This is a genomic window from Auritidibacter ignavus, assembly GCF_003703835.1.
Taxonomy (GTDB): domain Bacteria; phylum Actinomycetota; class Actinomycetes; order Actinomycetales; family Micrococcaceae; genus Auritidibacter; species Auritidibacter ignavus.
Genome location: NZ_RDQR01000001.1, coordinates 44,693 through 68,789 on the forward strand (window position 1 = coordinate 44,693; position 24,097 = coordinate 68,789).

The following is a 24,097-nucleotide window of genomic DNA, read 5'->3' on the forward strand; positions in this document are numbered from 1 at the left end:
AGGAGGATCCATGGATGGTTTTGAGCTCTTCCGCACCTTACTAGTGGCCGTAGCGGTGGTGGGTGGTATCGCTCTGTTGGTGTTCGGCTGGAACATGATGGCCTCCCGGCTGTTGGGAGGTCGCAGTGAAGACCACGAGCTGACAGCTACGGAAGGAAACCACGCCGGTTTAGATGCGCAACGGCGTCTGGCGGAATTGCAACAGGAGCTCTTTGCCTTGCTGGCCTTGCCCGAGGGACCTGACCCCCGACACCCTGGTTCGAGCACCGAGGTGGTTTTCGACACCCCGGGCTGGGCCGATGAGTCCAGTCGGTTCGTCCGCGCTTTCCGAGCCAGCCAGTCAGCGTGCTATCAACGCTTCACCGAGCTCGCTCCAGAACCCGGTAGCCTGCAGGTGTCCTCACAGCAACTGGACGCCCTCGTCTCGGTGCTGGGCGAACTGACCGAAAACTTCCTCGAAATTGATCGAGCCATCAAACTCAGCGATACGGTTAGCGATTCCAACAACACCCAATTCATCCTGGACCGGCGTTGGGGTGCCCCACTGCGCCGGGATACTGTGGCGGACAACCAGCCAGAGCGTTTAGCAGAAAACCTGATGGTATATGTGGCCAGAAACTGGCCGGTGCATCAACGAATCATCCGTGATGACTTCACCGCCGCTGGCCTCGGCCAGGCCGAACAGAAAACCCTGGATTCCTTACTCAACAGGCTGGTGACCCACCAGCTTTTGGCCCGTGATCATGACGGGTTCATCTGGCCGGCTTCCACCCATCAACCCGACTGGGGCGTATTCCGCCAGCTCAGCATTGAGCAGCTGGCCGATCCTGACGCTGTACCGTTGATTGAGCTCGCCAATGCCGCCTGGGCTGGACTCGGCACCTGCGAGGACCAGCGCGCCACCACCAACCACCTGGTCGTCGCTACCGCCGAACAGCTCGGACTAACCGCCGAGGACCTGCACGCATCTCCCCAAGCCGAACAACGGGTGTGGGATGCCCTCGAGACCGGACTGGCCACCGACCGGTTAGCGACAGCCGGTCCGAACCAGATCAGGAGAGGACGCACCCAGTGGCCGGTGCTCTACCGGCGTCCGGTCACACCCCGGCATTCACGTTCCTAACACTGAACCTGCTGATCCTTATCCCGTGCTACACCGCGCCAATAGCTAATCCACGAATGGTCTCGCCGGGTGAGCAGACCGTGAGAGCCTGGTGGCAATCGAGGCAGAGGGAGACTGTGGTGCGCAAAGGGTGCGGGGGCTGTTTTGGACTGATCCTGCTGATTGTGTTGATCGTTCTGGCTAGCCGGGGTCAGCAAGGTATGGACCAACAACAAGAAAACCGCCGAGGCCACTTGAGTGAAGCGCCTCAGATGGTGGGGGCGCCGCCCGAGACGAGATGATTGAGGATCTCACCGAACGCTTTGAGGCGTTGCACCCGCACCCCGATTCCGGATGGTTCGTGGAGACGCGGCCTCACGCCGCCGAGTTCTACCGTCACGACCTTCACGCCCAGGAGATGTTCTGTGAACTCACCGACTCCTCGTCACCGCAGTATCCTCCCTCCGCTGACGATCCTCGCGCGTTGGGTGAACTGGTTCAGGAGAGCGAAGATGCCTCCCGCCACGCTGAGCGAGGTGTCCAGGGCTTCGAATGGACAGGGCCACCGCCCGCACCACATGACCGGGCCGGAACCCCCCGCTACATCTCCGCAGCACAACGAGCGCTCGACCCGCGCTGGGGCCAACCCGCCCGAGCCGAGGCTCCTCCAGCGGCGTCTGCCACACGAGTGAACACCTCGGTCTTCGAGCTGGTCACCACGCAATGGCCGCTGCAATGCACCACAGTTCACGTGGTGGAAGACCAGTATGGCGCTCTGTGGCCAAGCTGGGTGGATCGGCAAGCGTGGATCTGTCACCGCACCTTTTCCAGGACCGAGCGCCCCGAACAGCTGTGCGTGTGCCAGGCATCCCCATCCGGGAAATCGCCAACGCCCACTGGGCCGTCCTCGCCCAGGCCCCTGCAACGCAGAGGCTCTCGGCTGAGCAGTTGCTGGAGGCTACGTGGCATCGATTGGTGGGCACCGACGCCGTCATCAATTCCTCGATCACCGTCAGCCCAGACCACCACGCGCAAGACCGGCTCCAGCAAGGACTTCAAAACGCTATGGAAAGCGACCGGGTCCAACGCACCGCTCACGGCAGGTTCATCGCCTCGGGTGTGTGTTGGCCGGTCACCTACCGACGTCCGTTCCGGGCACGGCCCGATGATGCCTGATGACGAGCCACATGAGCTTCAATAAGTCCCCCGACGTCTCACGTTGTCCTAGGAACCTTTTAGGCTACTTTCAGATAAGTCGCGCGGGATGCTGGACGTCAGCTATTCCATGAGTGAAAGCGAGTTGCGGTGAGCCAACAACAAGGTGGCGGGCTGGGGTGTTTGGGAGTGATTCTCCTGCTGGTCGTTCTGGGCCTGGCCATTGAATACTGGTACATAGTGGTCGGCATTATTGTGTTGCTGGTGGTTGGCTTTTTCGTGTTCTCGTCCCTAGCGGCAAGCGATCAAAGGCAACTGCAGGAAAAGCAAGATCGCATCGCCGCACGCAAAGAGCAGAACCAGCAGGAGGCCGAACGCCGTGAGCGCGCCGACAAGTTGCAAAGGATCACGGATCGTTTCACGGCCCTTGAAGCTCGATCAGCCTCCCAGATCCATCATGTGACAACCGAACCGGAGAACGCAGGCTGGCTAGTGGATTCCAACCCGCATGTGCAGGCGTTTCGGAGTCAATATCATCGCGCCCGGACCGAATTTTCTCGCCGTCTCAAGCCCTATTCGTCGATGTATCCACCTCGAGAGGACCAACTGACTCAGCTCGATGAGATGGTTACTGATCTTGAAGTGGCCTACGATCATGCCGATCGAGGGGTGCGGTTGTTCGGCTGGGGTGGTCCCGCGCCTGATTCCACCGACCTCGCCGCGGCGGCTCGCTACGCGGCCGAGGCCCAACGGGTACTGGATTCTCGGTGGGATCAACCGGCCCTGATCGACCCTCCCGGTCCGTTCTCGGTGACTCGTTATGGAAAACTCGTGCGTGAGGCAATCACACGCCACTGGCCCGTGTTGCGCGAGAGCGTACACGACATTATGGCCGTCGCCGACTCAGCAGCCGTCAGACCCCATGTTCCCAGGGACACCGACGATGCTCTTGACACCCAGCTGGCCACCGGTCTCCTGGTGGAGGACCACAATGGGGCCTTGTGGCCGGCCTGGGTGGATCCCGACGAGTGGATTTGTCACCGCACTTTTCCCAACGATCACCACCCCGATTATCTGCCCTTGGTCCAGGCGCCGATCCGAGAAATTGCCAATGCCCACTGGGCGACGCTGGCCGAAGAGACCGAGGCTGGCGGGATGCCCGTCGATCAGCTCATCGAGGCTACCCTCCGCCGACTGCGTGGCCCCGATGCCGCCCCCGACAACAGTCCGCGGCTACAGGCCAGACTGCGTCGTGGCCTCGACGATGCACTGCTCAGTGGCCGGGTGCAACGAGAATCTGATGGACGGATCACCTTGTTGCGGGTGACGTGGCCTGCGACCTATCGACGCTCCCGTTTCGACGAGCGGGGCTGAGCACCCACCGATCGGCCGCAGCGTTGAAGTCTCCCCCACCTGGATCAAGCGGTGAATTCTGGCTACCGTCACCGCGCAGTTCATCGCGTTGCGGACGCAGGATATCGCCGATGACTGACAAACAGATCCAGATCAGGGTGACCATGTGGGCGATGATGCCGGTGGCGTACCAGGCGGTGACCCACCAGTCACCGAACTCGCCACCGGAGGTGATCCGGGCCGATTCCATCCACACTCCGCCGAAGTGATACACCTCCGCGGCCTGCCAGATCCAGAATTGAGCCTGTTTGGGGCGCGCGAGCACGACCAGCGGGATCAGCCACATCACAAACTGTGGTGAGTAGACCTTTCCGAGCAGAATAAAGGCAGCCACGATCAACAGGCACAACTGAGCCATGCGGGGCCGGACCGGGGCACGCAAGCCCAGGATCAGGAACCCCACGCAACACAGGGCGAACAGCCCATTGGAGATCAGCGAAAACGTCTCCCCGGACCAGCCAGTGAAGTCCAGGGCCAACCACATCGAGGAGAAGGACACTTCACGATCGGAGGAGAAGGTGTAGAACCGCGACCATTGGTCGAAGGCTGTGAGCATAAATGGCAGGTTGACCGCCAGCCAGGTGATCGCTGCCGGGAAGATGACTTTGGCGAACACTCCGAGTTTGCCGGTACGGATCGCCAGCACCAGGATCGCGCCCAAGAAGAATAACGGGTAGAGCTTCATGGCCGTACCCAGCCCAATCAGCACCCCGGCGAGTACGTTCTGGTTCCGGGCAAAGGCCCACAGCGCCAGCGAGCCGAGCATCACCGCCCACAGATCCCAGTTAATGAACGCGGTCAGGATCATCGCAGGAGCAAGAGCTACCAACAGTGCGTCTTTGGGACGGTTGCGGGCGGTGTAGGCGGTGGCAATCACGGTGATGATCCAGCACACCGTGATCAGGGCGGCGTTGATGTCGAAGTAGGCCACGGTGCGTTCCAGCGTTGCGCCCTCACCGGGCACCATCCAGGCGGTGAGACCGGCGATGACCGCCAGCAGGGCCGGGTATTCCAGCCACTGGTCTTCGGGTAGTGGCGTGTAGAACGGGAACCAAGCTTCGGCCAGCCCGCGGGTGGGAAACAGTTGCGCGAAGTCCGAGTAACACATGTGGATGTGCGCATCCGGGGTCCCCCAGCCGTTGACACGACACCATTGTTTGGACAGCAACGCCAACACAGCCGCTACCAGGGTGACCAGCACCAGCACCACGAGCAGTCGGGGGGTGACTGCCGACCGGGGCACCGGGCGGCGTTCCGGGGTGCGTGTGGTGGAGTCAGTGGGTGCAGGCATAAGGGGTTAGTCTTTCTCCAGGTGTCGTAGCGTGGTGGCATCTCGGTCGCGTTGCGGCGGGAAGGCTTGTGAGGTGGCCGGATCCCAGAATAGCAACCCCGCCATCCCGATGACACCGATGACGCCGGTGATCACCCGCACCAGCAGGATGGGAATCCATTCGGCCACCGACACCTGATCGACCACGCCGATGACCACCAGCACCATGATGAGTAGGTACAGCATCCAGGACCAGCGCGGATGCCACAGCCGGACCACGGCGAATAGCGGCAGCACCCACAGCAGGTACCAGGGCTGGATGATCGGTGCCAGCAGAATGGAGACGATCAGCGCGATACCGGTGGAAATCACCGGGTGGGTCACCGAGCGCTTCAGCGCCAGGTAGGCCACCACCACAGCAGAGATCACGGTACCCAGCGTGTAGACCACGTCGGCGACCGGGCGGATACCGGTCTGGGCCAGCGCGTCGGTGATCCAGCCGATACCCAGGCCGAGCAACCCGAAGGGCGCATAGGGGAAGGCAGCGTCACCAGCGGTGGTCATGGCCGGGATCCAGCCAAACCACAGCCCGGAGATCCAGCCGAAGACGGTCATCACCGCACCGACCACGACCGCGCAGAGTCCCCAGGCGAGTATCCGTTGCCGATAGCTGACCTCGCGCTGGTCATGTGGGTCGGGTCGACAGAGCATCATCCCGGCGAAGGGCAGGGCCAGAATTGTCAGAGGTTTGATGCCAATCGAACAGGCGATCAGTACCAGCCCCACCACGGTGCGCAGCCACCAGCCGGTCGTGGGCCGGTAACTGCCTAACAGCAGGAACCCGGCCAACAGCAGCCCCAGCATCAACGAGTCGTTGTGGACTCCAGCCACCAAGTAGAGACTGACCAGTGGGTTGAGTACGCTGACCCACAACGCCCAGTCGGGGCGGGCGCCGAATCGGCGAGACAGCTCAATCACGGTGTACCAGCACAGAAACAGCCCGGCGATCGAGACCACGCGGAACAGCAGGACCGCGATTTCCGGGACCTGGCCGGAGACAAAGGTGATGCCTTGTGCCAGTAGCAGAAACAGGGGCCCATACGGTGAGGGGGATTCGGCCCAAATGGAGTCGGCGCCTTGACTAAACCACCCGGGTAGCGTGGATACCCCGGTCTCATAGGGGCTCCACCCGGAGTGCAACACCTGCCCTTGGGCAATATAGGAGTAAACGTCACGGGAGAAGATCGGGAAGGTGAAGATCAGCGGAAGCGTCCAGAGCACCATGGCTCGGGTCAGCACCCGATAGCGGGCGTGTTCCAGTCGGGCGGGCGCCCCAGGTTCAGGCTCGGGGTTTATCCCGCGGTAGCGGGTGTGCGGCAATCGCAAATCTTGCCCAAGGCGTAACCAACAGCGAACCAGTAACAGTGAGGCGGTGACCAGCACGATGGCGCAGGTGAGCACCCCGGCGGTTTCCACACGCAGGGGGTTGAGCACCGTGGAGTGGGCGAACCAGGAGAATTGGGAGCTGGGGAGCCACCCCACGCCCCAGGAGGAGACCATGATGGCCAGGGAAGCGATCAGCCCGGTCAGCAGGTGACGGCGTGGTTCAGGATGGGCCAAACTCAACAACCGACGGTGGAACCAGATGCCCAGAGTCATTGATCAGCACCACTCCGATCAGGTTCGCGCGAAATCGGTGGCCTGTCCGGGGTGCGGGTGATCCGCCAGAACGCCAGGTCGCTGGCGCGTAGGGTCCGCAGGCGACGCCAGGTGTTTTTCAACCCGTCACGCACGTGCCAGTCTTCTTTCATCATGCGGGAGGTCAGCGGGTCCAGTAGCAGAATCCAGATGATGCAGATCCAGGACACCGCGGTAGATAGGTGGGGCATGAATTCCCCGACGGTGAGGAATTGCCAAATGAACAGCTGGTCAGCGGCACCGAAGGCAAGGAAGAAGGCGACGATCACGATGACCAGCTTCAGTTGCCAGTTGCCTTTGATGCCCACCACCACGAACAGGGGCAACAACCACAACACGTACCAGGGCTGGACGATCGGTGAAAGCAACACGATAGTGGCAAACGCCCAGGTGGTCCGTTGCAACAGCTGGGATTGTCGGCCGGTGAACATCAGAATCAGCACGATGATGACCGAGGCAATGCGACCGATGAGTTTCAGCACGTCCAGCACCCAGTCGCTGGGGATACCCAGGGCGTTGAGGGGAGTGCGGATCATATCGTAGGTGAAACCAATCGGCGACCACGGGACCGAGCCCGTGCCGGTCTCGGCCATCACCGATACCCAGCCGAAACCGTAGCCGTTGATGAGTCCAACAGCCACCAGCACGGCGAGAGCGATCGCCAAGGTCAGGGCCCAGTAGCCGAATTTGCGCACCCACCCCGGATTGCGTCCGGCCCACCACAGGCCAATAAAGGGTAGCAACACCACCGTGATGGGCTTAATGCCGATCGAGGCGACCACCAGCAGCACCGCGATCAGTCCGCGCCCGCGCACCGCGTAGTAGATCCCAGCGACCGCGAAGCCCACCATCAACGCGTCATTATGAGCCGAGGAGACGAAAGAAATAATAAAGAGCGGATTGGCTGCTGAGATCCACTGGGCCCGAGCCGGGTCCACACCATAGTGGGCTGCCAATGTGGGCACGTAGTACATGATCAAGGCCACGCCGGCGACAGCAACCACGCGGAAGAGCAGGATTGCCAGATCGGGGCTGTCCACACCGCTGAGGGCCATGATGCCGGCGGCAATCCATAAGAAGATGGGACCATAGGGTGTGGCGTCTTCAGCCCAGGTGGTGTCAGTGCCCAGTTGGAACCAGTTCGACAGGTTGGAAATGCCCTCTTCATAGGGGTCTCCCCCGGAGAGCACCAGCCGTCCTTGATTTACATACGCGAAGATATCGCGGGAGAAGATGGGCAGACAGAGTAGCTGTGGCAGGATCCACAGGGTGGTAATGATGGTCACCGGGGCCAGGGAGCCGGCGGGAAACCGGTAGAACCCTTGCTGAGACGAGACGCGCCGACGCAGCACAATCCCTAGTCGCAACCAGGCCCAGAACATCACCCAACATCCCAGCGTAAGGAGCAACGTTCCGATCGCCACGCCGTGATTGGTCGCGCGCAACGGGGTGAGCACCTGCCACTGATTTAACGGTGAGGCCGCTGCCAGCCAGCCGACTGCATAGGACCCGAGCATCACCATCGCCGACCCCACGACACCAACCACTGCCGCGATCACCAGCGAGGGTGAGAGCGCCCGGCGGGGTTGCTCCGAGGCGGTGGATACCTCAGTGGTGGTCATGTTCGTCCTTTTGATGGCAACCGGGGTACCCGGCCGGTGGAGTGGGCAACGGCCGCACCCACAGCTGTTCATCGGGTGTCATCGTGCTAATTCGGTGCATAATCTATCATCGTTAGCGGAGAGTACGGTGGAAGACACCAACACTGCCGGACTGTTGTTCCTGGCGGTGGAAGCATGTGAAATCAATCTGTCAGGGAGACACGAATGTCCGAGAAGACCCCCGTGGAGAATGCCAACCGCAATCTGGTGTGGATCGATTGTGAAATGACCGGGTTAGACCCGGATGTGGACACACTGGTGGAAGTTGCGGTACTAGTCACGGACTCGGAACTGAATATTCTGGGCGACGGGGTCGATGTCGTGATTAAGCCCTCAGACGCAGCGGTGACTCAGATGAATGATTTTGTCACCCAGATGCACACCTCCACCGGTTTGATCAACGAGTGGGAACAGGGCATGAACCTGCAGGACGCCTCCGCTGTGGTCATGGACTACATCACCACCCACTGCCCCACCCCGCGCACCGCGCTACTGGCCGGCAATACCGTGGGCCAGGACAAATTGTTTTTGACCAAAGAAATGCCTGCGGTCACCGACCACCTGCATTACCGGATCGTCGATGTCTCCTCGATCAAAGAACTGGCCAAACGCTGGTTTGTTGATGCCTATGAGAATGCCCCGGAAAAATCGGGCAACCACCGTGCCCTGGGAGATATCGTCGACTCCATTAATGAGTTGCGCTATTACCGAGATACGATCATGGTCCCCTCCCCCGGCCCCACCGCAGCGCAAGCCCAAAAAATTGCCGGTGAGTTGGAGCTCTATCAGACCGCTGACTACGCCCGTTAACGCCCTCTTTACCGCATGTTGTTCCCGATTGGGTGTCAACGAGAAAACAGGGTATAGTTACTAGGCGTTGCCCAGCAGACTATGACACATCATGCGCTGGTGGGCAGGACCTTATGGTGGGTATAGCTCAGCTGGTAGAGCGTCTGGTTGTGGTCCAGAAGGTCGCGGGTTCGAGCCCCGTTACTCACCCGGAAATATCGTCCCGTGAACTTTTCCGTTCGAGAGTTCACGGGACTTTTTTCATCCCCGGCTACCCGGTCTTGCCGAGTCATCGGGGCGCCAAGCCCCACCATTAGACCGGTCTGGGTCAGGAGTAGACTAGACTCGAATCTCAGCACAGCCCTGATCAGTGGCGCTGTTTTCGTGACCTCAGGAGCAGTCATGGCATCGAGCACTCAACGTGTCGCCTCGTTGGTATCCCACCGTGTGATCGGTTGCGTGCTCGCGGTGATCGCTGGGCTCACCTTGAGTAGTTGTTGGTCTGACTCCACCGATGAGACCTGTTCTAAGGTGCTGGAGTTTCAGTCTGTCCAGTCCCAGACCCACGGTGATGCCATCTCCGATAACACCACCGTCAGTGACCAGATGACCGAGGAATGGAACCAAGCCACCGATAAGACCAGCGATGATCGACTCGCTGAGGCGATGCGCGTGTATGCGCCAGCATTTACCCAACAGGTCTCGACCATGGCCGGTGAATCACCCGATGCCGTCCCGGATGTCGATTTATCGAACCCAGATATTCAGCAGGCCGCGGCCACCCTCGACGAGATCTGCGGTACGAGCTGGAGTCTTGACGAGTCATCAACCTCCCCGTAGGAAATATCACGAAAGGCTGACTACCCGATGTCTATTGTTGTGATCAATGCGCTGACCGTACCTGACGAAGCTCGCGCAACTCTCGAACAGCGTTTTGCTGCTCGCAAACATGCTGTCGACCAAGCACCCGGTTTTGAAGGCTTCAAATTGTTACGCCCTACTGCCGGCGAAGACCGTTATTTTGTCTTCACCCAATGGGCTTCCCGTCAGGACTTTGAACACTGGCGCGACCACGGTGCAGCTGCCGCACATGCCCATGACGATTCCGAACAGGGCGAGCGTCCCAAACCGGCCGCCCAAAGTGCTGAGCTTCTCGAGTTTGAGATCGTCGACCTCTAGAAATCACTCTAGAGCTAAGGAGTAATTTTTCGTGGCCACTATCCGTCCTATCACCATTCACGGTGATCCTGTCCTCCACCGTCGTGCCACTGAGGTCACCGAGATCACCCCGGAGATCGTCACGCTCGTTCAGGACATGCACCTCACCCAGCGGGTTGCCAATGGCGTTGGCTTAGCCGCACCGCAAGTTGGGGTCGGGCTACGAATCTTTACCTGGGGCTACGAGGACACCGCAGGGGTAGCACCCACCCACGGCGAAGTGATCAATCCGGTGCTGACTGTGCTGGGCAAAATTTCGGAGGAAGAACCCGACCGCACCGAGGATACCGAGGGTTGCCTGTCGGTCCCCGGGCTGGGATTCCCCTTGCAGCGTTCAGATCATGTCCGCCTGCAAGGTTTTACCGTCAACGGTGATGCGCTCGATTTCGAGGCCACCGGTTGGTTTGCCCGCATTATGCAGCATGAATTCGACCACCTCAACGGCACGCTATATGTCAACCGGTTGAATAAGCGCTGGTCGAAAAGGTGGAAGAAAGAGCTGAAAAAACACGGCTGGACTACCGAAGGTCGCACCTGGTTGCCAGGAAACGATCAGGATCCTTTCGGCCACGAGGTAGACGCCGAGGCCCTGGCCGAAGCGGAGGATACACCAAACAGTCGGCAAGATTCCTAGCCACCAACGCACAGCCCCCGGCCACGTCCTTCTGTTGGGACGCATTCGGGGGCTGTGGTGTTCGCTGTCCTGATGCCTCGGTTGGGCGGTCCTAGTCGCGAGCCGGAAGCACTGGCAGGGATTCACCGGCCATCTTCTCAATGACGCGGATGACCTGAGAAGAGTATCCAAACTCGTTGTCGTACCAGACGTAGAGCACCAAGTGGGTGCCGTTATTGACGATGGTGGACAGACCATCAACTACGCCGGCACGCTCGGAGCCCACAAAGTCGGTGGAGACGACCTCTGGAGAGTTGGTGTAGTCAATCTGGCTACGCATCGCACCGGTCAGTGACTCTTGGCGCAAGCGGGAGTTGATCTCATCGACCGAGGTCGGCTTGTTGAGTTCCAGGTTCAAAATAGCCATCGAGACATCCGGAACCGGAACACGGATGGCATTACCCGATAATTTGCCCTTCAACTCGGGCAGAGCCTTGGCCACTGCTTTCGCCGCGCCGGTTTCGGTCAGCACCATATTCAGGCCTGCCGAGCGACCGCGGCGGGAGCCCTTGTGGAAGTTATCGGTGAGGTTCTGGTCGTTGGTATAGGCGTGCACGGTTTCGACGTGGCCGTGGTCAATGCCGTACTCGTCCTGGATAACCTTCAGCACCGGAGTGATGCCGTTGGTCGTGCACGATGCGGCGGAGACGATCGTGTCCTCGGGCCGAATATCAGTGTGGTTCACACCGTAGACGATGTTTTTAATATCGCCCTTACCCGGTGCGGTCAGGATCACCTTGGCGCTCCCCCGAGCAGCCAAGTGCTTGCTCAGGCCTTCTTCGTCACGCCAACGCCCGGTGTTATCGACCACGATGGCCTCGGAGATGCCGTAGGCGGTGTAGTCCACCTCGGCCGGATCGGAGGCGTAGATGACCTGGATGCGCGTGCCATTGGCGGTGATGGTGTTGGAGTCCTCATCCACCACGACCGAACCGTTGAACGGCCCGTGAATGGAGTCGCGGCGCAACAGGGAAGCGCGTTTGATCAAGTCGTCATCGGTGTTGCGACGCACCACAATGGCGCGCAGCCGCAAACCGGTTCCGCCACCGGCGTGGGAGAGTAGAATCCGGGCCAGCAGGCGACCGATCCGGCCGAAACCGTAGAGCACCACATCGGTTTCTTCCCCCACCCCGGCACCGTTGCCGTCGACAATGTCAGCTAGTGCGGTGCGCAAGAACTCTTCGGGGTCGTTCACGCCCGAAGACCGCCAGTCACGCACCAACAGGGCGAGGTCCAATTTGGCCGCACCCAGGTTCAACTGAGTAGCTGCCTGTAGCAGGGGGAAGGTTTCAGCAATGGGAAGTTCGGCTTCATCGACCTGCCGGGCAAAACGGTGGGCACGGATAACGTCGATGACCGACTTGTGAACCAGCGTGCGTCCATGAATGTTGGTGACAACATTGTGGTCGCGGTAGAGCTGGCCGATCAGCGGGATCATCCGCTCTGCCAGTTCTTCTCGCTGTCCCCACTTGTCTTCGGCCTGTTTAATCTCAGCGGTGTGATCTGCCACTGGGTGTTCATCCTCTCTGGCGAAGGCAATGCCCCGACGACATCCTTGTCGCAGGGCGGGCTGCTACGGATGGCTCCAAACGTCCTTTCATTCTAACCACGACTAGCCGGTGGGCAGGGACATCACACGGCGGAGCAATGGCTCACACCGCCGATTCGTAGGCAGGCTGGTCCGGACAGGTCTGCAGAATATTCTCCAATGCCTGTCGTTCTTCCGCGGTGACCCACAGCTCATATTTGGCTTTGACCGAGATCTGTCGGCCGGCATACTCGCAGTGGCTTTCCGGATCCGGAGGCAACCATTCAGAGGCGTCGCTATTAGATTTGGCAGTATTTACCGGACCGGAGACGGCTTCAAGGTTCAACGGGTCGTTAGCAAACCGGTGGCGCTGGTCTTCAGACAGTTCTTGGGCGCCTTTTTGCCAGGCGTCTGATAGCGCAACGACGTGATCAATTTGTACCTGCGAGGAGGTGTCCTCGCCACGCTGGAAGGTCAGGGTTTGACCGGTGTACAGGTCCTCAAGCACCCCGCTGTCTACCACGCAGTCATCGGTGCCACTGCGGTAGGTGACGTTTTGGAGATCACGGGCCAGAATTTCATTGCGGGTACTACACCCATCACCGTCGAGGTCCAGCCAGCCATCACCAAAGTATTCGCGCTGATATTCAGCGGAGAAGTCACGGTCCCCGGTCTCCAGGTGATCAAGGAGCTCTTCAGCAGTGCGGTCTTGGGCATCCACCTCGGTCAATGTGGACTGGTCGGGAAACAGCCCGAAGACCACGAGCAGCCCCATCAACACCAGGGCGGCCACCACGACGGTCCCGGTCGTGCGCCGGGAAGACTTCCGCCGGCGGCTCGCGCTACGCCCGATGCCTGGCGACCTGCGATGTCCTCTGTGGTGATGGGACCGAGAGCCGAGGCGAGACCGCGACTTTCCACGCCGAGGATAAGGTGCCTGCACAGCCGCGTCCTCCTTTAAGACCCTAACGATGTGGGAGATATTCACCGGCAGGTGGCCACCGGTGCTGACGATCAGTGGGATGGACCGGCGATAAGCCGGATCCTGTGCCGTGGGCTCGTTGCCAAGCCCACGGTAACGGTCATCCATCTAGGTCAGACTGCATTGCTGCAGGACTCTAGCAACCAACCCGGGTGCGTCTCGCGGGCCACGAGTTGGCACCCTACTTGGTTTTGCACCGGATGGGGTTTACCAAGCCGTTGCTGTCACCAGCAACGCTGGTGGTCTCTTACACCACCGTTTCACCCTTACCCAACAGGGGCGGTTTACTTTCTGTTGCACTAGCCTGCGGGTTACCCCGAGTGGGCGTTACCCACCATCCTGCCCTACGGTGTCCGGACTTTCCTCGACTCACGTCGCTGAGCCGCGACCGTTTGCCGGACCATCCCGGACAGCTAGTCTAGCGTTCCCGGCGGTCACCCTCAGGCCATAAGAACAACTGTTGTTTACATCGCCACGACTTGTCGGTCACCGGGAGTTTGGTCTCTGCCGTTTAGAGTGGGACTAATGCTAGTGCTTTTGCCCCCTTCAGAAGGAAAGAATTACCCAGAGAAAGGTCGCCCGATCTCTTGGGATTCTTTGGTGTTCCCGCAACTGAACGGAGAGCGCCACACCATGATGGGAAATCTGGCGACAGCCTCCTCGTTGCCGACGGTCTACGATGAGCTTGGGGTGTCCCGAAAACTCAGCAATGAGGTGGCCGCCAACCAGCACCTGAATATTGCACCCGCCGCACCAGCGCACCAGATTTATACCGGAGTGCTCTATGAAGCATTCGATTATGCCTCCCTGACGCCGGCGGCCAAACGGCGCGCTCGGCAGAAAGTTTTGGTTTTCTCTGGTCTGTTCGGCGTCACCGGGATTGCCGATAGAATTCCGGCCTACCGGATGTCTGTATCCGCCAAACTGCACACCGTGGGCACGACCGCTAAGTGGTGGCGCCCCAAAATGGCACCGTGGCTGGACCAACGCGCCACCCACGATGGCCCGATCGTGGATTGTCGATCCGGTGGTTATCAGAAAATGTGGGAAGCCCCGCACCCCATCACATTGACCGTCAATGTTTTCCAGATGCGTGGTGGCACCCCGAAGACTGTCTCCCACGCGGCAAAGTACACCCGTGGCCGAATTGCCCGAGCCTTAGTCGAGGCCGATGCTCGCTCCACGCGCTCCTTGGACAAGGTGCTCGACGTGGTCAAAGAAGCCGGCCGTAGCGGTGGTGAAGACCGCTGGGACGTGGAAATGGTGCGCCCCCAAGCCTCTCGGGGCGGCTCGTTGCAGGTCATTTTGCCTGAAGACTAGCTCCGACTACTCCGTCGCTACGCCTCGTCGCGAATAAGGATGACGCCGGTCTCTGGATCATAGGCCAGCTGGTCGGCGGGCGTATTGTCAATCGCTGCGAGTTCTACCGGCGACAGTGTCATGCCACTGGCCGAGGTATTGCCGTCTAACCGCATAACACCGATTCCTGCGTTACGCTGGGCAATGTCTTGGTAGTGAGCCACCAACTCCTCCGGCAGGCTCCCAACCAGTTCAGCCCGTGCTGCCGTTAGTCGTTTGCCCTCGGTAGCGATCTGGCCCATCTGGTCTTTCAGTCGCACCGCGAGCTCTTCGAGGTTTTGCTTCAAATACTGACGCTGTTGTTGGCAGGCGGAGATCTCGGCATCCACCCCGGCCACAGCCTCACGGGCAGCACCGGTGGCCGCTTCCGCCTGCGCCAGATCGGCTTCCACCGAGGATTTCTGCGCCAAGATCGCATTCAACTGGTGGGAGTTCGCCGCGTTCTCTTCTGCTTGCCCGCTCAACGTCTTCACCCGCCGGTCAAGGGATGCTTCGGTTGACTGTGCTTCAGCCAGGCGGAGACCAGCGTCCTCCCGTTGACGGTTGAGGTGTTGGAGTTGATCGGTGAACTTCTCGTACTGGTTTTTGCCTTGCTGGTAATCAGGGTCTTTCTTCAGCTGAGCCAGGCGCTGTTTCGCTGTGGCAATCTGGGTGTCGAAGGCCTGCAGGTCGAGAAGTCGTCGTTGGGTTTCGGGGTCGTAGCGTGTCACTGGCATCGCGCCATTCCTTTCGATCCGTACACTGTCCGCGTCGCTTCTGGTCTCGTGTCTTCTCGTCGGGTCTGTTGTGGTGTGATCAGTTTCGACCGGCGGTGATCACAAAGTCCCAGGGGTCGGTGTTCAGTGCTGAGACGCCAGTGTCAACCGTCCAGCCATGCTCGGCCAACCCGCGCTGTAGGGCCTGTGCGGCTGCCGGCAAGAACAGCCATTCGGAGGCGAAATGGGAGACGTCGACCAGATAGGGTCGGTCGCCTTCTAGTGCTGCCCGTTCGCGGGCTTCACTGGCTGGATGGTGGCGCAAATCAGCGGTGACATATACATCAGCGTGGTGGGCACGCACCTGGTCGAATAACGAGTCTCCGGCCCCACCGGTCACCGCCACGGTGCGGACCACGCCGTTGCGGTCACCGGCCACCCGCACTCCGGGCGCGACCGCGGGCAGAGCAGAAAACACCCGGGCGGCAAAGTCTTCCAGGCGCAATGGGTGGGGCAACGTCCCAACTCGACCCATCCCCTCACCGTTGACTGATTGTCCCTTCTCGGCCGGTGCCAGTGGCACCACATGCTGCAGGCCCAGAATCTCGGCCATCACATCGGAGACCCCGCCGACCGCAGAATCGGCGTTGGTATGAGCGGTAATCAGTGCACACCCACCCTCAATCAGAGTGTGCACGACTTTGCCCTTAAATTGGTCCGCTGCCACCGAGTGCACCGCTTTGAGCAACAGCGGGTGATGGGTAATCAACAGATCGGCTCCGGCCTCTACAGCCTCATCGACCACCGCTTGAACCGGATCAACGGCCCAATGAACTCGCCGCACGGGTTGTTCAACTCGGCCGGTCACCACTCCGGAAGCATCCCAGGGTTCGGCCAGTGATAACGGCCAGAGTTCTTCCATCACCTCGATCACCTCGCGCAAGGTGGGAGTTCGGTGGTATCGGTGCTGCTGGGTGGACGCATCGGACGCTGACGAGAGTGTGGAATCGGCCATGTCTCTATTGTCTCGCAGTCAGGGAATGAATTCACCCCCGTAGCACGCTATACCTGGCGTGATGGATCAGAACTTCGACACGAACGCGACACCGCAGACCCGTGAGCTCATCATGGCTGGGGGCTGTTTTTGGTGTCAGGACGCCATTTATCGCAAGACCCGGGGTATTACCGCAGTGGAAAGTGGCTACACCGGTGGCTACGTAGACCATCCCAGCTATCGGCAGGTCTGCAGTGGCACCACCGGGCACGCCGAGGCGGTAAAGGTCCGCTTTGACCCTCAGGTAATCGATGTGGGGGTGGTTCTCGATATCTTTTTCGCCTCGCACAATCCGACGAGTCTGAACAGACAAGGTGGGGATGTCGGCCCCCAGTATCGTTCTGCGGTCTTCCCCCGCACCGCGCAAGACCGCCAGGACTTTGCAGACGCGATCGACCGACACCAGCAGCTCTGGGATGCTCCGATTGTGACCACCATCGAACCGGCGGGGCACTGGTGGCCAGCCGAAGATGAGCACCAGGACTTTTATCACAAACACCCCGCCATGGGATATTGCCAGGTGGTCATTAACCCAAAACTGTCCCGAATCCGCAAAGATTACGCTTCGTGGCTGATCGACTGATGCCTTCCCACGTGATCTTCTACGCTTAAGTAAGGAAAGACTAACCCGTTGCCCGCGGTGAAAGAAAGGATGGCAACACCCATGGCACTACTGAATAATATTACCGAAGCTGTTGGTCACACCCCCTTGGTCAAGCTCAACCGCTTGGACCAGGACTTGCCTGGCAATGTGGCGGCCAAGGTGGAGTTCTACAACCCAGCTAATTCAGTCAAGGACCGTATTGGTGTCGCGATCATCAACGCTGCCGAGAAGTCCGGCGAGCTTCGCCCGGGTGGCATCGTTGTGGAAGGTACGTCCGGGAACACCGGTATCGCTCTGGCGATGGTTGGGGCAGCTCGTGGCTACCGTGTCATTCTCACCATGCCCGAAACCATGTCGGCTGAGCGTCGGGTGATGTTGCGCGCCTATGGTGCAGAAATCGTACTCACCCCCGGTGCCGATGGGATGCGCGGCGCCGTCGAAAAGGCCCAACAGATCGTGGCCGAGTCTGATAACGCCATCTGGGCTCGCCAGTTCGCCAACGAAGCCAACGTGCAGGCACACTATGACACCACCGGGCCGGAGCTGTGGGAAGACTCCGACGGCGCTATTGATGTGCTGGTCTCCGGTATCGGTACCGGTGGCACCTTGACCGGTGCTGGGCGCTATCTGCGCGAGCAGAAGCCGGAGCTGAAGATCGTGGCCGTCGAGCCAGCAGATTCGCCGATCCTTTCCGGCGGCAAGCCCGGCCCGCACAAGATCCAGGGTATCGGGGCGAACTTCGTCCCCGAGGTGCTCGACACCGAACTGTACAACGAGGTCTACGCCGCCACGTTGGAGGAATCCGTCAAGGCTGCCCGCGACCTCGGTACCCAGGAAGGCATTCTGGGCGGTATTTCCGCTGGTGCCATCATCTCGGCTGCGCTGGCTGAGGCCGCCAAGTCCGACAACGAGGGCAAGCTGATCGTGGCGATCATCCCCGACTTCGGTGAGCGCTACATTTCCACCGTGCTGTACGAAGACATTCGCGGCTAACTGGCTGGGGTAGGCCAGTACGCGCTCAGCAAGCCCGGAAGAGCGCTGCAGGCCCCCGCCCAGGTCACCTAGGACCGGCGGGGGTCTTTTTTGTCTCGTAACGTTTCAGAGTGGAATATGACACTAAACTCACGTGTTGTTGATAGATGCCTGACCCCGTTCGCGGTCAGCAGATGATGGAAACTCGCACCGAAAGGCTGAGCTCAGTGGGCTTTCTCTCACGTATTACCCGTCGCGTTGTCGAAGATATCCAGGCGGTCAAGGACCATGACCCCGCGGCTCGGGGCTCCGTTGAAGTCGCGTTGGCCTATTCGGGGCTCCATGCCATATGGATGCACCGTCTTGCCCATAAAGCCTGGCAACACGAGCACCTCAAACTTCCTGCTCGCCTGCTGTCCCAAATCAACCGGGCGCTGACCGGTATCGAGATTCACCCGGGGGCCACGATTGGTCGGCGGTTTTTTATCGACCACGGCATGGGCGTGGTGATTGGCGAAACCACGGAGATCGGTGACGATGTGATGCTGTATCACGGTGTGACGCTTGGTGGACAGTCCTTGGAGAAGGTCAAGCGCCACCCCACGTTGCATGACGGTGTCGTCGTCGGTGCTGGCGCTAAGATCCTCGGCCCGGTGGAGATTGGGGCGGGCACTGCGGTGGGTGCTAACGCGGTGGTCGTCAAAGATACTCCCGATAATGCCATTGCCACCGGTGTACCGGCCACCGCGCGTATTCGGAAATCACCGCAGGAAAATAAGCCGGCCGTCGACCCGGCAGAGTACGTCGACCCGGCCCTGTGGATCTAAGGACCTTGCCCTAGGCTCGGGCCCCAGCCGTCTGCGTGTCCGGGATCCACCGGGCTAACCACATCGTGAGCACTCCGGCAGCGGGAACCACCAGCAGCGCCCAGCGTAGCTCGCTGACCTCGGCGAGTGCACCGACCACCGGTGGGGTGATGAGAAAGCCAATCCGCATCAGCCAGGACACGAGGGTGACGCCGGTTCCTTCGGGTAAGCCCGGGATACGGTGGGCTTGATCGTAGGCGCCGGGGACCAGAGCCGCGGAGCCGTATCCGGCGATGCCGACTCCCAGGATGGTGCCCCAGACCGATGGGAACAGCAACGCGACACCGAGCCCGAGCCCGATCAATGCACCACCCAGGCTGAGGATGGGGCGTAGCCCGAAGCGGTTAATCAGCGGGTCGGCGACCAACCGGCCCATCAGTTGGCCGGTGATCAGCGTGGTGAACCCCATAGTTGCCACGATGGGGCTGGTGCCACGTTCCTCGGAGAGATACAGGGCCGCCCAGGAGTTCCCGACGTCTTCAACCATGGTCCCGGTGTTGCCGATCAAGACCAGCACCAGCAGGAATCCAAGGCTCGACCAGCGGATCGGCAGGCGGCAACGTTTCCCCGGTGTCGGGTGACTCTCGATGGATACCTGCCCGGGTGCAGTGCCGGTGTGTTGGCGTGGGAGCATCCACCACCAGGCCCCAACAGCCGCCAGCGTGAACATCGCCCCGGAGAGGCTCAGGTGTACCGGTAGCGGGAGGGTGAGCCCCACTGCCCCGGCTGCCATGACCCCACCCAGCACCCCACCCAGCGACCAGACCGCGTGCAAGGAATTGATGATGGACCGGTGGTATCCGGCTTGGACACGCAAGGCGTGCTCATTTTGGGAAACATCGGCCACCGCATCAGCGCCACCGGCAATCAGCAGACACAGCATGAGCACCCAGAGGCTGGGGGCCAAGCTCGCTCCGAGCAGACCAACAGCCACCAGTGCGGTAAAGACCGCGGCAATCAGCCCGGACCCGAAAGCCCGCACGAGCCGGGCGGCCAGGAGTCCGAACAGGATCGCTCCGGCGGGAAACGCGGCGACGGCAATACCGAAGACCCCGTCGCTGAGTCCTAGCGAGTCTTTGATCTCCGGGTAGCGTGGCAACAGGTTGGCGAACAGGGCCCCGTTGGTCAGAAACAACACGGCGGTGGCGGCCCGTGCGCGCCGGTAAGGTGCAGGCGGTGTGTGGCTACTGCTCAATCTCGCAACGGTCCTGGGACCACAGGGTATGGAAGGACCCGTGGCGGTCGACGCGCTGATAGGTGTGGGCGCCAAAGTAGTCGCGCAAGCCCTGAGTCAGTGCCGCTGGCAGTCGCTCGGCGCGCATCTGGTCGTACCAGGCCAGGGCCGAGGAGAACACCGGGACCGGCACACCCGCCGCCACACCGGTGGCGACCACACGACGCCAGGCCGGAAGAGTTGCGGTGATCGCTTCGGTGAACTTCGGGGCGAACAACAGGTTTGCCGGGTAGTCCCCGGCTCCGGAATTCTGCGGATCGGGGTGCCGGGTCACATCGCGTCCGCCATAGGCTTGCATGATCTCGTCGAGCAACCGGGCGCGAATGATGCAACCATTCCGCCACAGCGAGGCGATGGTGCCAATATCCAATGGCCAGTCGTAGGTGGCTGCCGCGGTGGTGAGCATGTCGATGCCTTGGGCATAAGACACCAGCTTGGAGGCATATAGTGCCTGGGCCACATCGTCGATGAAAGCCTCCCGGTCGTCAATGGTCACCGGTTCAGCCCCGGCCGAGAGAAGCTGCTGGGCTTGGGCTCGTACCTGACGCTGTGACGAGACGGTACGGGCGAAGACGGACTCAGCGATCGCGGCGACTCCGGAGCCAATGTCCAGCCCAGAGATCGCGGTCCAGCGACCGGTGCCTTTTTGTCCCGCACTGTCAACGATGACATCCACCAGGGGCTTGCCAGTGGTGGCATCGATGTGGCCCAGAACCTGGGCGGTGATATCGATCAGGTAGGACTCCAGTTGGGTGGTGTTCCACGTGGCGAAAATCTCGGCCTGTTCTGCCGGTGAGATGCCGGCGACCTGGCGCATCAAATCATAGGCCTCACCGATGACCTGCATATCGGCGTATTCGATCCCGTTGTGCACCATCTTCACGTAGTGGCCGGCCCCATTGGGGCCGATCCAGGCACAGCACGGGTCGCCCTGGAAGTCAGCGGCAATGTCTTCGAGCATCGGGCCCAGGCTCTGGTAGGAGGCCGGGGGGCCACCGGGCATGATGGCCGGGCCGTTCAGTGCGCCGTCTTCCCCACCGGAAACGCCGACTCCCACGAAGTGCAGGCCCCGCTCAGCCAGGGCCTGTTCGCGACGGATGGTGTCCGGGTAGTGGGAGTTGCCACCGTCGATCACCACATCCCCGGGCTCCAGGAGTTCAGCTAGCTCTGCGATCACGGCATCCACCGCACCGGCAGCGACCATGACCAGCACCCGACGGGGGCGCTTCAGCTCAGCGACCAGCTCGGCCAGGGTTTCGGTCCCCACAAATTCGCCCTCGTCACCGTGCTCGGCGAGCAACGACTCGGTGCGTTCGGCGGATCGGTTGTGGACAGCGACCACATAGCCGTGGCGAGCGAAGTTGCGGGCAAGGTTGGCACCCATCACTGCCAGACCGGTGACCGCAATATCGGCGCGTGGCTCTGGGGAGGACTCGGTGGCTGTCTCGGTGGGTTCCGCACTCATCGAAAGGATCCTTTCCTGGCAGGCGAAAGCGTCGGTCGGGGCGGGGACCGTCCCCGTTTAGTCTAGCGCCCGGGTGGTGTCCCGTCCTGGAAGCGGGAGCCGCAGCGAGGATTCTGGTCGACGATTAGTCTCCCACGGCATCCCGGCCACGCTGAACGATCAGCGGATCGGGTTCACCGACGACATCGTAGTCTTTGTCGTCGTAGTCAAACTGGGAAAGGTAGTAGCGCATTGCGTTCAGACGGGCGCGTTTTTTGTCATTGGATTTGACGGTAATCCACGGGGCGTGGTCGGTGTCGGTGTGCATGAACATCTTTTCTTTGGCTTCGGTGTAGTCTTCCCACCGGTCCAAAGCTTCCAAGTCCATCGGCGACAGCTTCCAGCGACGCACCGGGTCCAGCTGACGGATCGCAAACCGCGTGCGCTGTTCGGTCTGCGTGACCGAGAACCAAAACTTGGTCAGGTGGATGCCGTCTTCCACCAGCATTTTCTCGAACAGTGGCACCTGGTTCATGAAGGTCTTGTATTGCTCGTCGGTGGAGAAGCCCATCACGCGCTCCACACCGGCGCGGTTGTACCAGGAGCGGTCAAATAACACCATCTCCCCGGCGGTGGGAAAGTGGTTGATGTAGCGCTGGAAGTACCACTGGCCCGATTCAACTTCGGTGGGCTTATTCAGCGCCACCACTCGAGCAGCACGAGGGTTGAGGTGCTCAGTGAAGCGCTTGATCGTGCCACCCTTACCCGCAGCGTCGCGACCTTCAAAAACGATAATGTGGCGTTGCCCGGTGTCCTGGGTCCAGTACTGCAGTTTCAGCAATTCGATCTGGAGCCGGTACTTCTCGAGCTCGTATTCTTCACGAGTCAGGCGTTCCTCATACGGGTAGTTTTCGCGCCAGGTGTCGACGGCCTTACCCAAAGGATCAATCAGATCGGGGTCGGGGGTGTGACCGTCCGAGACCGTGTACCCGCCCTCGCGCATGGCGTCAATAAATTCACGTAGATTCTGGCGCGGGGAATCCGGTTCCAACATTTCCAGCATGGTCGTTGTCTCCTCTGGTACGGGTCAAGATTGCTGTGGTGCACTCGGCGTCGAACCCACCACCACCGTCAATATAACCGCTCGGTCAAGCTCCGACTAACGGTCACGTGAATCCGCGGTGAACAGTTCTCGGTTTTCGGTTTCCACCACACGCCACTGCAAATCGCGGAGCCGTTCTCGGTCGCGCTTGCTCAACGCACGGGTCATCCGCCGGCCGGTCTTGGTGATCCGGTCACATAGCTGCGTGGCGAATTCGTTACCTTGCTCAGTGATCACCGCAGCACGCTCTCGGTGATCGTGCTCAGCCACTTGACGCACCACGTGCTTATTTTTCACCAGCCGGGTGACAATTGCCGAGGTGGTGGATCGGTCCAACCCCACGTGGCGTGCCAACTCAGTTTGGGAAATGCCCGGATGCAAACCGGCCGTCACCAGCACGCACATTTCCTCGGGTTTGTAGTGGTTCCACTCCACGCTACGAGACCACAGGGTTGCGTGGCGGTCTAAGACCCGTCGCACCATATCTCCGGGGTAGGACCAGGACAGGTCATCCTCGGTCAGTCGTCCAATGATGCGCCACTGGTCGATCACCCACGTGGCGTCTTCGGGATTCAACGGATCCAACAGCCGGTGTTGGACCACCTGGACCGAGGTCTTCAGTTGTTCCGTGGCAATCTTGGCTGGGCCGGTCAACGAGATCGTCCGTCGTCGCCCATCGTGGGGATCGGGGTGCCGGGTGACCCAACCGGTGTCTTCCAGGCGACGAAACAGTTCCGAGGATTGGGCTCGCTCCACGCCGGTTGCCTCCAGAGCAGCGTGCTGGTCGACGGGCTGATCGTCGAGTTCGCAGAGCCGTTGCACCGATAGCAACACGGAGAACTGCACGGGCGTGAGATCGAGGTCAATCACCTCGTTCCAGATCCTGAGATACCGGCCATCCAATCGTCGCATCTGGTAGCCGAAGTACTTTTGTACAGCGTTGAGTTTTCCCATGGCCACCGGCCCCCTTGAGCACGCTCCCTGAGTACGCGGCATCTCACGTCTCGGTCTGACAACTTCCCGTTATGTCGGAACAATTCATTATATACCCGCAAGTAATTCAGATCATGGACGACGTAGAACACAAAAAAGGCGATAAAACCACCTGGACCACGTGGTTCATCGCCCGGAGTTCTCAACCACCCTCGCACCGTGGCGATCTGGACGGTTGGCTAACACATTCAGCACAGAGTGGGTCCTACCGGGATCGAACCGATGACCTACTGGGTGTAAACCAGTTGCTCTACCAGCTGAGCTAAAGACCCGAAGAATAACGCA

The 24,097-nt window shown here is 60.6% G+C and carries 22 protein-coding genes, 2 tRNA genes and 1 other RNA gene; 12 read left to right on the forward strand and 13 right to left on the reverse strand.

All coding sequences use genetic code 11. The features are described from left to right. Positions 1-10 precede the first annotated feature (10 nt). The 3 genes from DYI20_RS00220 to DYI20_RS00230 all read left to right on the forward strand — a co-directional run bounded on the left by DYI20_RS00220 (position 11) and on the right by DYI20_RS00230 (position 3,631). Positions 11-1,123: a hypothetical protein gene (locus tag DYI20_RS00220; protein ID WP_110110046.1), complete on the forward strand. Its 1,113-nt coding sequence runs from the start codon at positions 11-13 to the stop codon at positions 1,121-1,123. 837 nt (positions 1,124-1,960) lie between these two features. Beyond that, complete coding sequence (locus DYI20_RS00225; protein ID WP_147472497.1) at positions 1,961-2,278, forward strand: hypothetical protein; 318 nt, start codon at positions 1,961-1,963, stop codon at positions 2,276-2,278. A gap of 129 nt (positions 2,279-2,407) precedes the next feature. Further along, complete coding sequence (locus tag DYI20_RS00230; RefSeq protein WP_110110044.1) at positions 2,408-3,631, forward strand: hypothetical protein; 1,224 nt, start codon at positions 2,408-2,410, stop codon at positions 3,629-3,631. Here the strand turns inward: DYI20_RS00230 and DYI20_RS00235 are convergent. Genes DYI20_RS00235 through mptB (DYI20_RS00245) form a run of 3 tightly spaced genes read right to left on the reverse strand, consistent with a single transcriptional unit; the run spans position 3,567 to position 8,260 of the window. Next, positions 3,567-4,961, reverse strand: a complete 1,395-nt coding sequence (locus DYI20_RS00235) for a glycosyltransferase family 87 protein (RefSeq protein WP_110110043.1) — start codon at positions 4,959-4,961, stop codon at positions 3,567-3,569. The genes DYI20_RS00230 and DYI20_RS00235 overlap by 65 nt on opposite strands. Positions 4,962-4,967: 6 nt before the next feature. Beyond that, the gene (mptB, locus tag DYI20_RS00240; protein ID WP_110110042.1) at positions 4,968-6,599 is read right to left on the reverse strand and encodes a polyprenol phosphomannose-dependent alpha 1,6 mannosyltransferase MptB; all 1,632 of its coding nucleotides are present in this window, start codon (positions 6,597-6,599) and stop codon (positions 4,968-4,970) included. Then, positions 6,596-8,260, reverse strand: coding sequence for a polyprenol phosphomannose-dependent alpha 1,6 mannosyltransferase MptB (mptB, locus tag DYI20_RS00245; protein ID WP_110099512.1), 1,665 nt, complete (start codon positions 8,258-8,260; stop codon positions 6,596-6,598). Before mptB (DYI20_RS00245) ends, mptB (DYI20_RS00240) begins: the two co-directional genes overlap by 4 nt. 204 nt (positions 8,261-8,464) lie before the next feature. On the opposite strand from mptB (DYI20_RS00245), the gene orn reads away from it, so the two are divergent. The 5 genes from orn (at position 8,465) to def (ending at position 10,940) form a co-directional block, all read left to right on the forward strand. Next, positions 8,465-9,109: an oligoribonuclease gene (gene orn, locus DYI20_RS00250; protein ID WP_110099511.1), complete on the forward strand. Its 645-nt coding sequence runs from the start codon at positions 8,465-8,467 to the stop codon at positions 9,107-9,109. A gap of 116 nt (positions 9,110-9,225) precedes the next feature. Continuing rightward, positions 9,226-9,298, forward strand: a tRNA-His gene (locus DYI20_RS00255). A gap of 192 nt (positions 9,299-9,490) precedes the next feature. Next, on the forward strand, positions 9,491-9,928 hold the full coding sequence (locus DYI20_RS00260; RefSeq protein WP_110099510.1) for a hypothetical protein: 438 nt from the start codon (positions 9,491-9,493) through the stop codon (positions 9,926-9,928). 27 nt (positions 9,929-9,955) lie between these two features. Continuing rightward, positions 9,956-10,267, forward strand: a complete 312-nt coding sequence (locus tag DYI20_RS00265) for an antibiotic biosynthesis monooxygenase family protein (protein WP_110099509.1) — start codon at positions 9,956-9,958, stop codon at positions 10,265-10,267. 31 nt (positions 10,268-10,298) lie between these two features. Next, positions 10,299-10,940: a peptide deformylase gene (def, locus tag DYI20_RS00270; protein WP_110099508.1), complete on the forward strand. Its 642-nt coding sequence runs from the start codon at positions 10,299-10,301 to the stop codon at positions 10,938-10,940. Between the two features lie 91 nt (positions 10,941-11,031). Here def and DYI20_RS00275 read toward each other — a convergent pair whose 3' ends face one another. The 3 genes from DYI20_RS00275 to rnpB all read right to left on the reverse strand — a co-directional run bounded on the left by DYI20_RS00275 (position 11,032) and on the right by rnpB (position 13,893). Then, on the reverse strand, positions 11,032-12,417 hold the full coding sequence (locus DYI20_RS00275; protein WP_233487836.1) for a glyceraldehyde-3-phosphate dehydrogenase: 1,386 nt from the start codon (positions 12,415-12,417) through the stop codon (positions 11,032-11,034). Between the two features lie 214 nt (positions 12,418-12,631). Then, positions 12,632-13,450, reverse strand: coding sequence for an HNH endonuclease family protein (locus tag DYI20_RS00280; protein WP_244924634.1), 819 nt, complete (start codon positions 13,448-13,450; stop codon positions 12,632-12,634). A gap of 75 nt (positions 13,451-13,525) precedes the next feature. Next, positions 13,526-13,893, reverse strand: an RNA gene (gene rnpB / locus DYI20_RS00285) — RNase P RNA component class A. 121 nt (positions 13,894-14,014) lie between these two features. Here rnpB and DYI20_RS00290 point away from each other — a divergent pair. After that, positions 14,015-14,809 (forward strand): YaaA family protein, encoded by a 795-nt coding sequence (locus DYI20_RS00290; RefSeq protein WP_110100368.1) that lies wholly within the window; start codon positions 14,015-14,017, stop codon positions 14,807-14,809. 17 nt (positions 14,810-14,826) lie between these two features. On the opposite strand, the gene DYI20_RS00295 is transcribed toward DYI20_RS00290, so the two are convergent. Together DYI20_RS00295 and DYI20_RS00300 are read right to left on the reverse strand one after the other, a co-directional pair. After that, positions 14,827-15,564 (reverse strand): zinc ribbon domain-containing protein, encoded by a 738-nt coding sequence (locus tag DYI20_RS00295; protein WP_110100367.1) that lies wholly within the window; start codon positions 15,562-15,564, stop codon positions 14,827-14,829. Between the two features lie 79 nt (positions 15,565-15,643). Next, entirely contained in the window at positions 15,644-16,558 is a 915-nt protein-coding gene (locus DYI20_RS00300) for a Nif3-like dinuclear metal center hexameric protein (RefSeq protein WP_110099505.1), read from the reverse strand. A gap of 61 nt (positions 16,559-16,619) precedes the next feature. Here DYI20_RS00300 and msrA point away from each other — a divergent pair, with 61 nt between their 5' ends. From msrA to epsC, 3 genes are all read left to right on the forward strand, one after another. After that, complete coding sequence (gene msrA / locus DYI20_RS00305) at positions 16,620-17,180, forward strand: peptide-methionine (S)-S-oxide reductase MsrA (protein WP_110099504.1); 561 nt, start codon at positions 16,620-16,622, stop codon at positions 17,178-17,180. Between the two features lie 81 nt (positions 17,181-17,261). Beyond that, the gene (cysK, locus tag DYI20_RS00310; protein WP_110099503.1) at positions 17,262-18,194 is read left to right on the forward strand and encodes a cysteine synthase A; all 933 of its coding nucleotides are present in this window, start codon (positions 17,262-17,264) and stop codon (positions 18,192-18,194) included. A gap of 176 nt (positions 18,195-18,370) precedes the next feature. Further along, positions 18,371-19,000, forward strand: a complete 630-nt coding sequence (gene epsC / locus DYI20_RS00315) for a serine O-acetyltransferase EpsC (RefSeq protein ID WP_110099528.1) — start codon at positions 18,371-18,373, stop codon at positions 18,998-19,000. Positions 19,001-19,010: 10 nt separating this feature from the next. Here the strand turns inward: epsC and DYI20_RS00320 are convergent, their stop codons facing one another. From DYI20_RS00320 to DYI20_RS00340, 5 genes are all read right to left on the reverse strand, one after another. Further along, complete coding sequence (locus tag DYI20_RS00320) at positions 19,011-20,234, reverse strand: MFS transporter (RefSeq protein ID WP_110100366.1); 1,224 nt, start codon at positions 20,232-20,234, stop codon at positions 19,011-19,013. After that, positions 20,224-21,738, reverse strand: a complete 1,515-nt coding sequence (gene gndA, locus DYI20_RS00325; RefSeq protein ID WP_110100365.1) for an NADP-dependent phosphogluconate dehydrogenase — start codon at positions 21,736-21,738, stop codon at positions 20,224-20,226. The genes DYI20_RS00320 and gndA overlap by 11 nt, the downstream gene beginning before the upstream one ends. 124 nt (positions 21,739-21,862) lie before the next feature. After that, positions 21,863-22,780, reverse strand: a complete 918-nt coding sequence (ppk2, locus tag DYI20_RS00330; protein WP_183145565.1) for a polyphosphate kinase 2 — start codon at positions 22,778-22,780, stop codon at positions 21,863-21,865. Positions 22,781-22,876: 96 nt separating this feature from the next. Beyond that, a complete protein-coding gene (locus tag DYI20_RS00335) occupies positions 22,877-23,773 on the reverse strand; it encodes a MarR family winged helix-turn-helix transcriptional regulator (RefSeq protein ID WP_166769827.1) in 897 nt (298 codons plus the stop codon). A gap of 238 nt (positions 23,774-24,011) precedes the next feature. Then, a tRNA-Val gene (locus tag DYI20_RS00340) sits at positions 24,012-24,084 on the reverse strand. Between the last annotated feature and the right edge of the window lie 13 nt (positions 24,085-24,097).

Coding starts and splice junctions, on each gene's coding strand:
- DYI20_RS00295 (WP_110100367.1), bottom strand. CDS start 15,564: ATGCCAGTGACACGCTACGACCCCGAAACCCAACGACGACTTCTCGAC.
- msrA (WP_110099504.1), top strand. CDS start 16,620: ATGGATCAGAACTTCGACACGAACGCGACACCGCAGACCCGTGAGCTC.
- DYI20_RS00335 (WP_166769827.1), bottom strand. CDS start 23,773: ATGGGAAAACTCAACGCTGTACAAAAGTACTTCGGCTACCAGATGCGA.
- DYI20_RS00235 (WP_110110043.1), bottom strand. CDS start 4,961: ATGCCTGCACCCACTGACTCCACCACACGCACCCCGGAACGCCGCCCG.
- mptB (WP_110099512.1), bottom strand. CDS start 8,260: ATGACCACCACTGAGGTATCCACCGCCTCGGAGCAACCCCGCCGGGCG.
- DYI20_RS00290 (WP_110100368.1), top strand. CDS start 14,015: ATGCTAGTGCTTTTGCCCCCTTCAGAAGGAAAGAATTACCCAGAGAAA.
- mptB (WP_110110042.1), bottom strand. CDS start 6,599: ATGACTCTGGGCATCTGGTTCCACCGTCGGTTGTTGAGTTTGGCCCAT.
- DYI20_RS00275 (WP_233487836.1), bottom strand. CDS start 12,417: ATGATCCCGCTGATCGGCCAGCTCTACCGCGACCACAATGTTGTCACC.
- cysK (WP_110099503.1), top strand. CDS start 17,262: ATGGCACTACTGAATAATATTACCGAAGCTGTTGGTCACACCCCCTTG.
- gndA (WP_110100365.1), bottom strand. CDS start 21,738: ATGAGTGCGGAACCCACCGAGACAGCCACCGAGTCCTCCCCAGAGCCA.
- epsC (WP_110099528.1), top strand. CDS start 18,371: ATGGAAACTCGCACCGAAAGGCTGAGCTCAGTGGGCTTTCTCTCACGT.
- orn (WP_110099511.1), top strand. CDS start 8,465: ATGTCCGAGAAGACCCCCGTGGAGAATGCCAACCGCAATCTGGTGTGG.
- DYI20_RS00260 (WP_110099510.1), top strand. CDS start 9,491: ATGGCATCGAGCACTCAACGTGTCGCCTCGTTGGTATCCCACCGTGTG.
- DYI20_RS00265 (WP_110099509.1), top strand. CDS start 9,956: ATGTCTATTGTTGTGATCAATGCGCTGACCGTACCTGACGAAGCTCGC.
- DYI20_RS00220 (WP_110110046.1), top strand. CDS start 11: ATGGATGGTTTTGAGCTCTTCCGCACCTTACTAGTGGCCGTAGCGGTG.
- DYI20_RS00300 (WP_110099505.1), bottom strand. CDS start 16,558: ATGGCCGATTCCACACTCTCGTCAGCGTCCGATGCGTCCACCCAGCAG.
- ppk2 (WP_183145565.1), bottom strand. CDS start 22,780: ATGCTGGAAATGTTGGAACCGGATTCCCCGCGCCAGAATCTACGTGAA.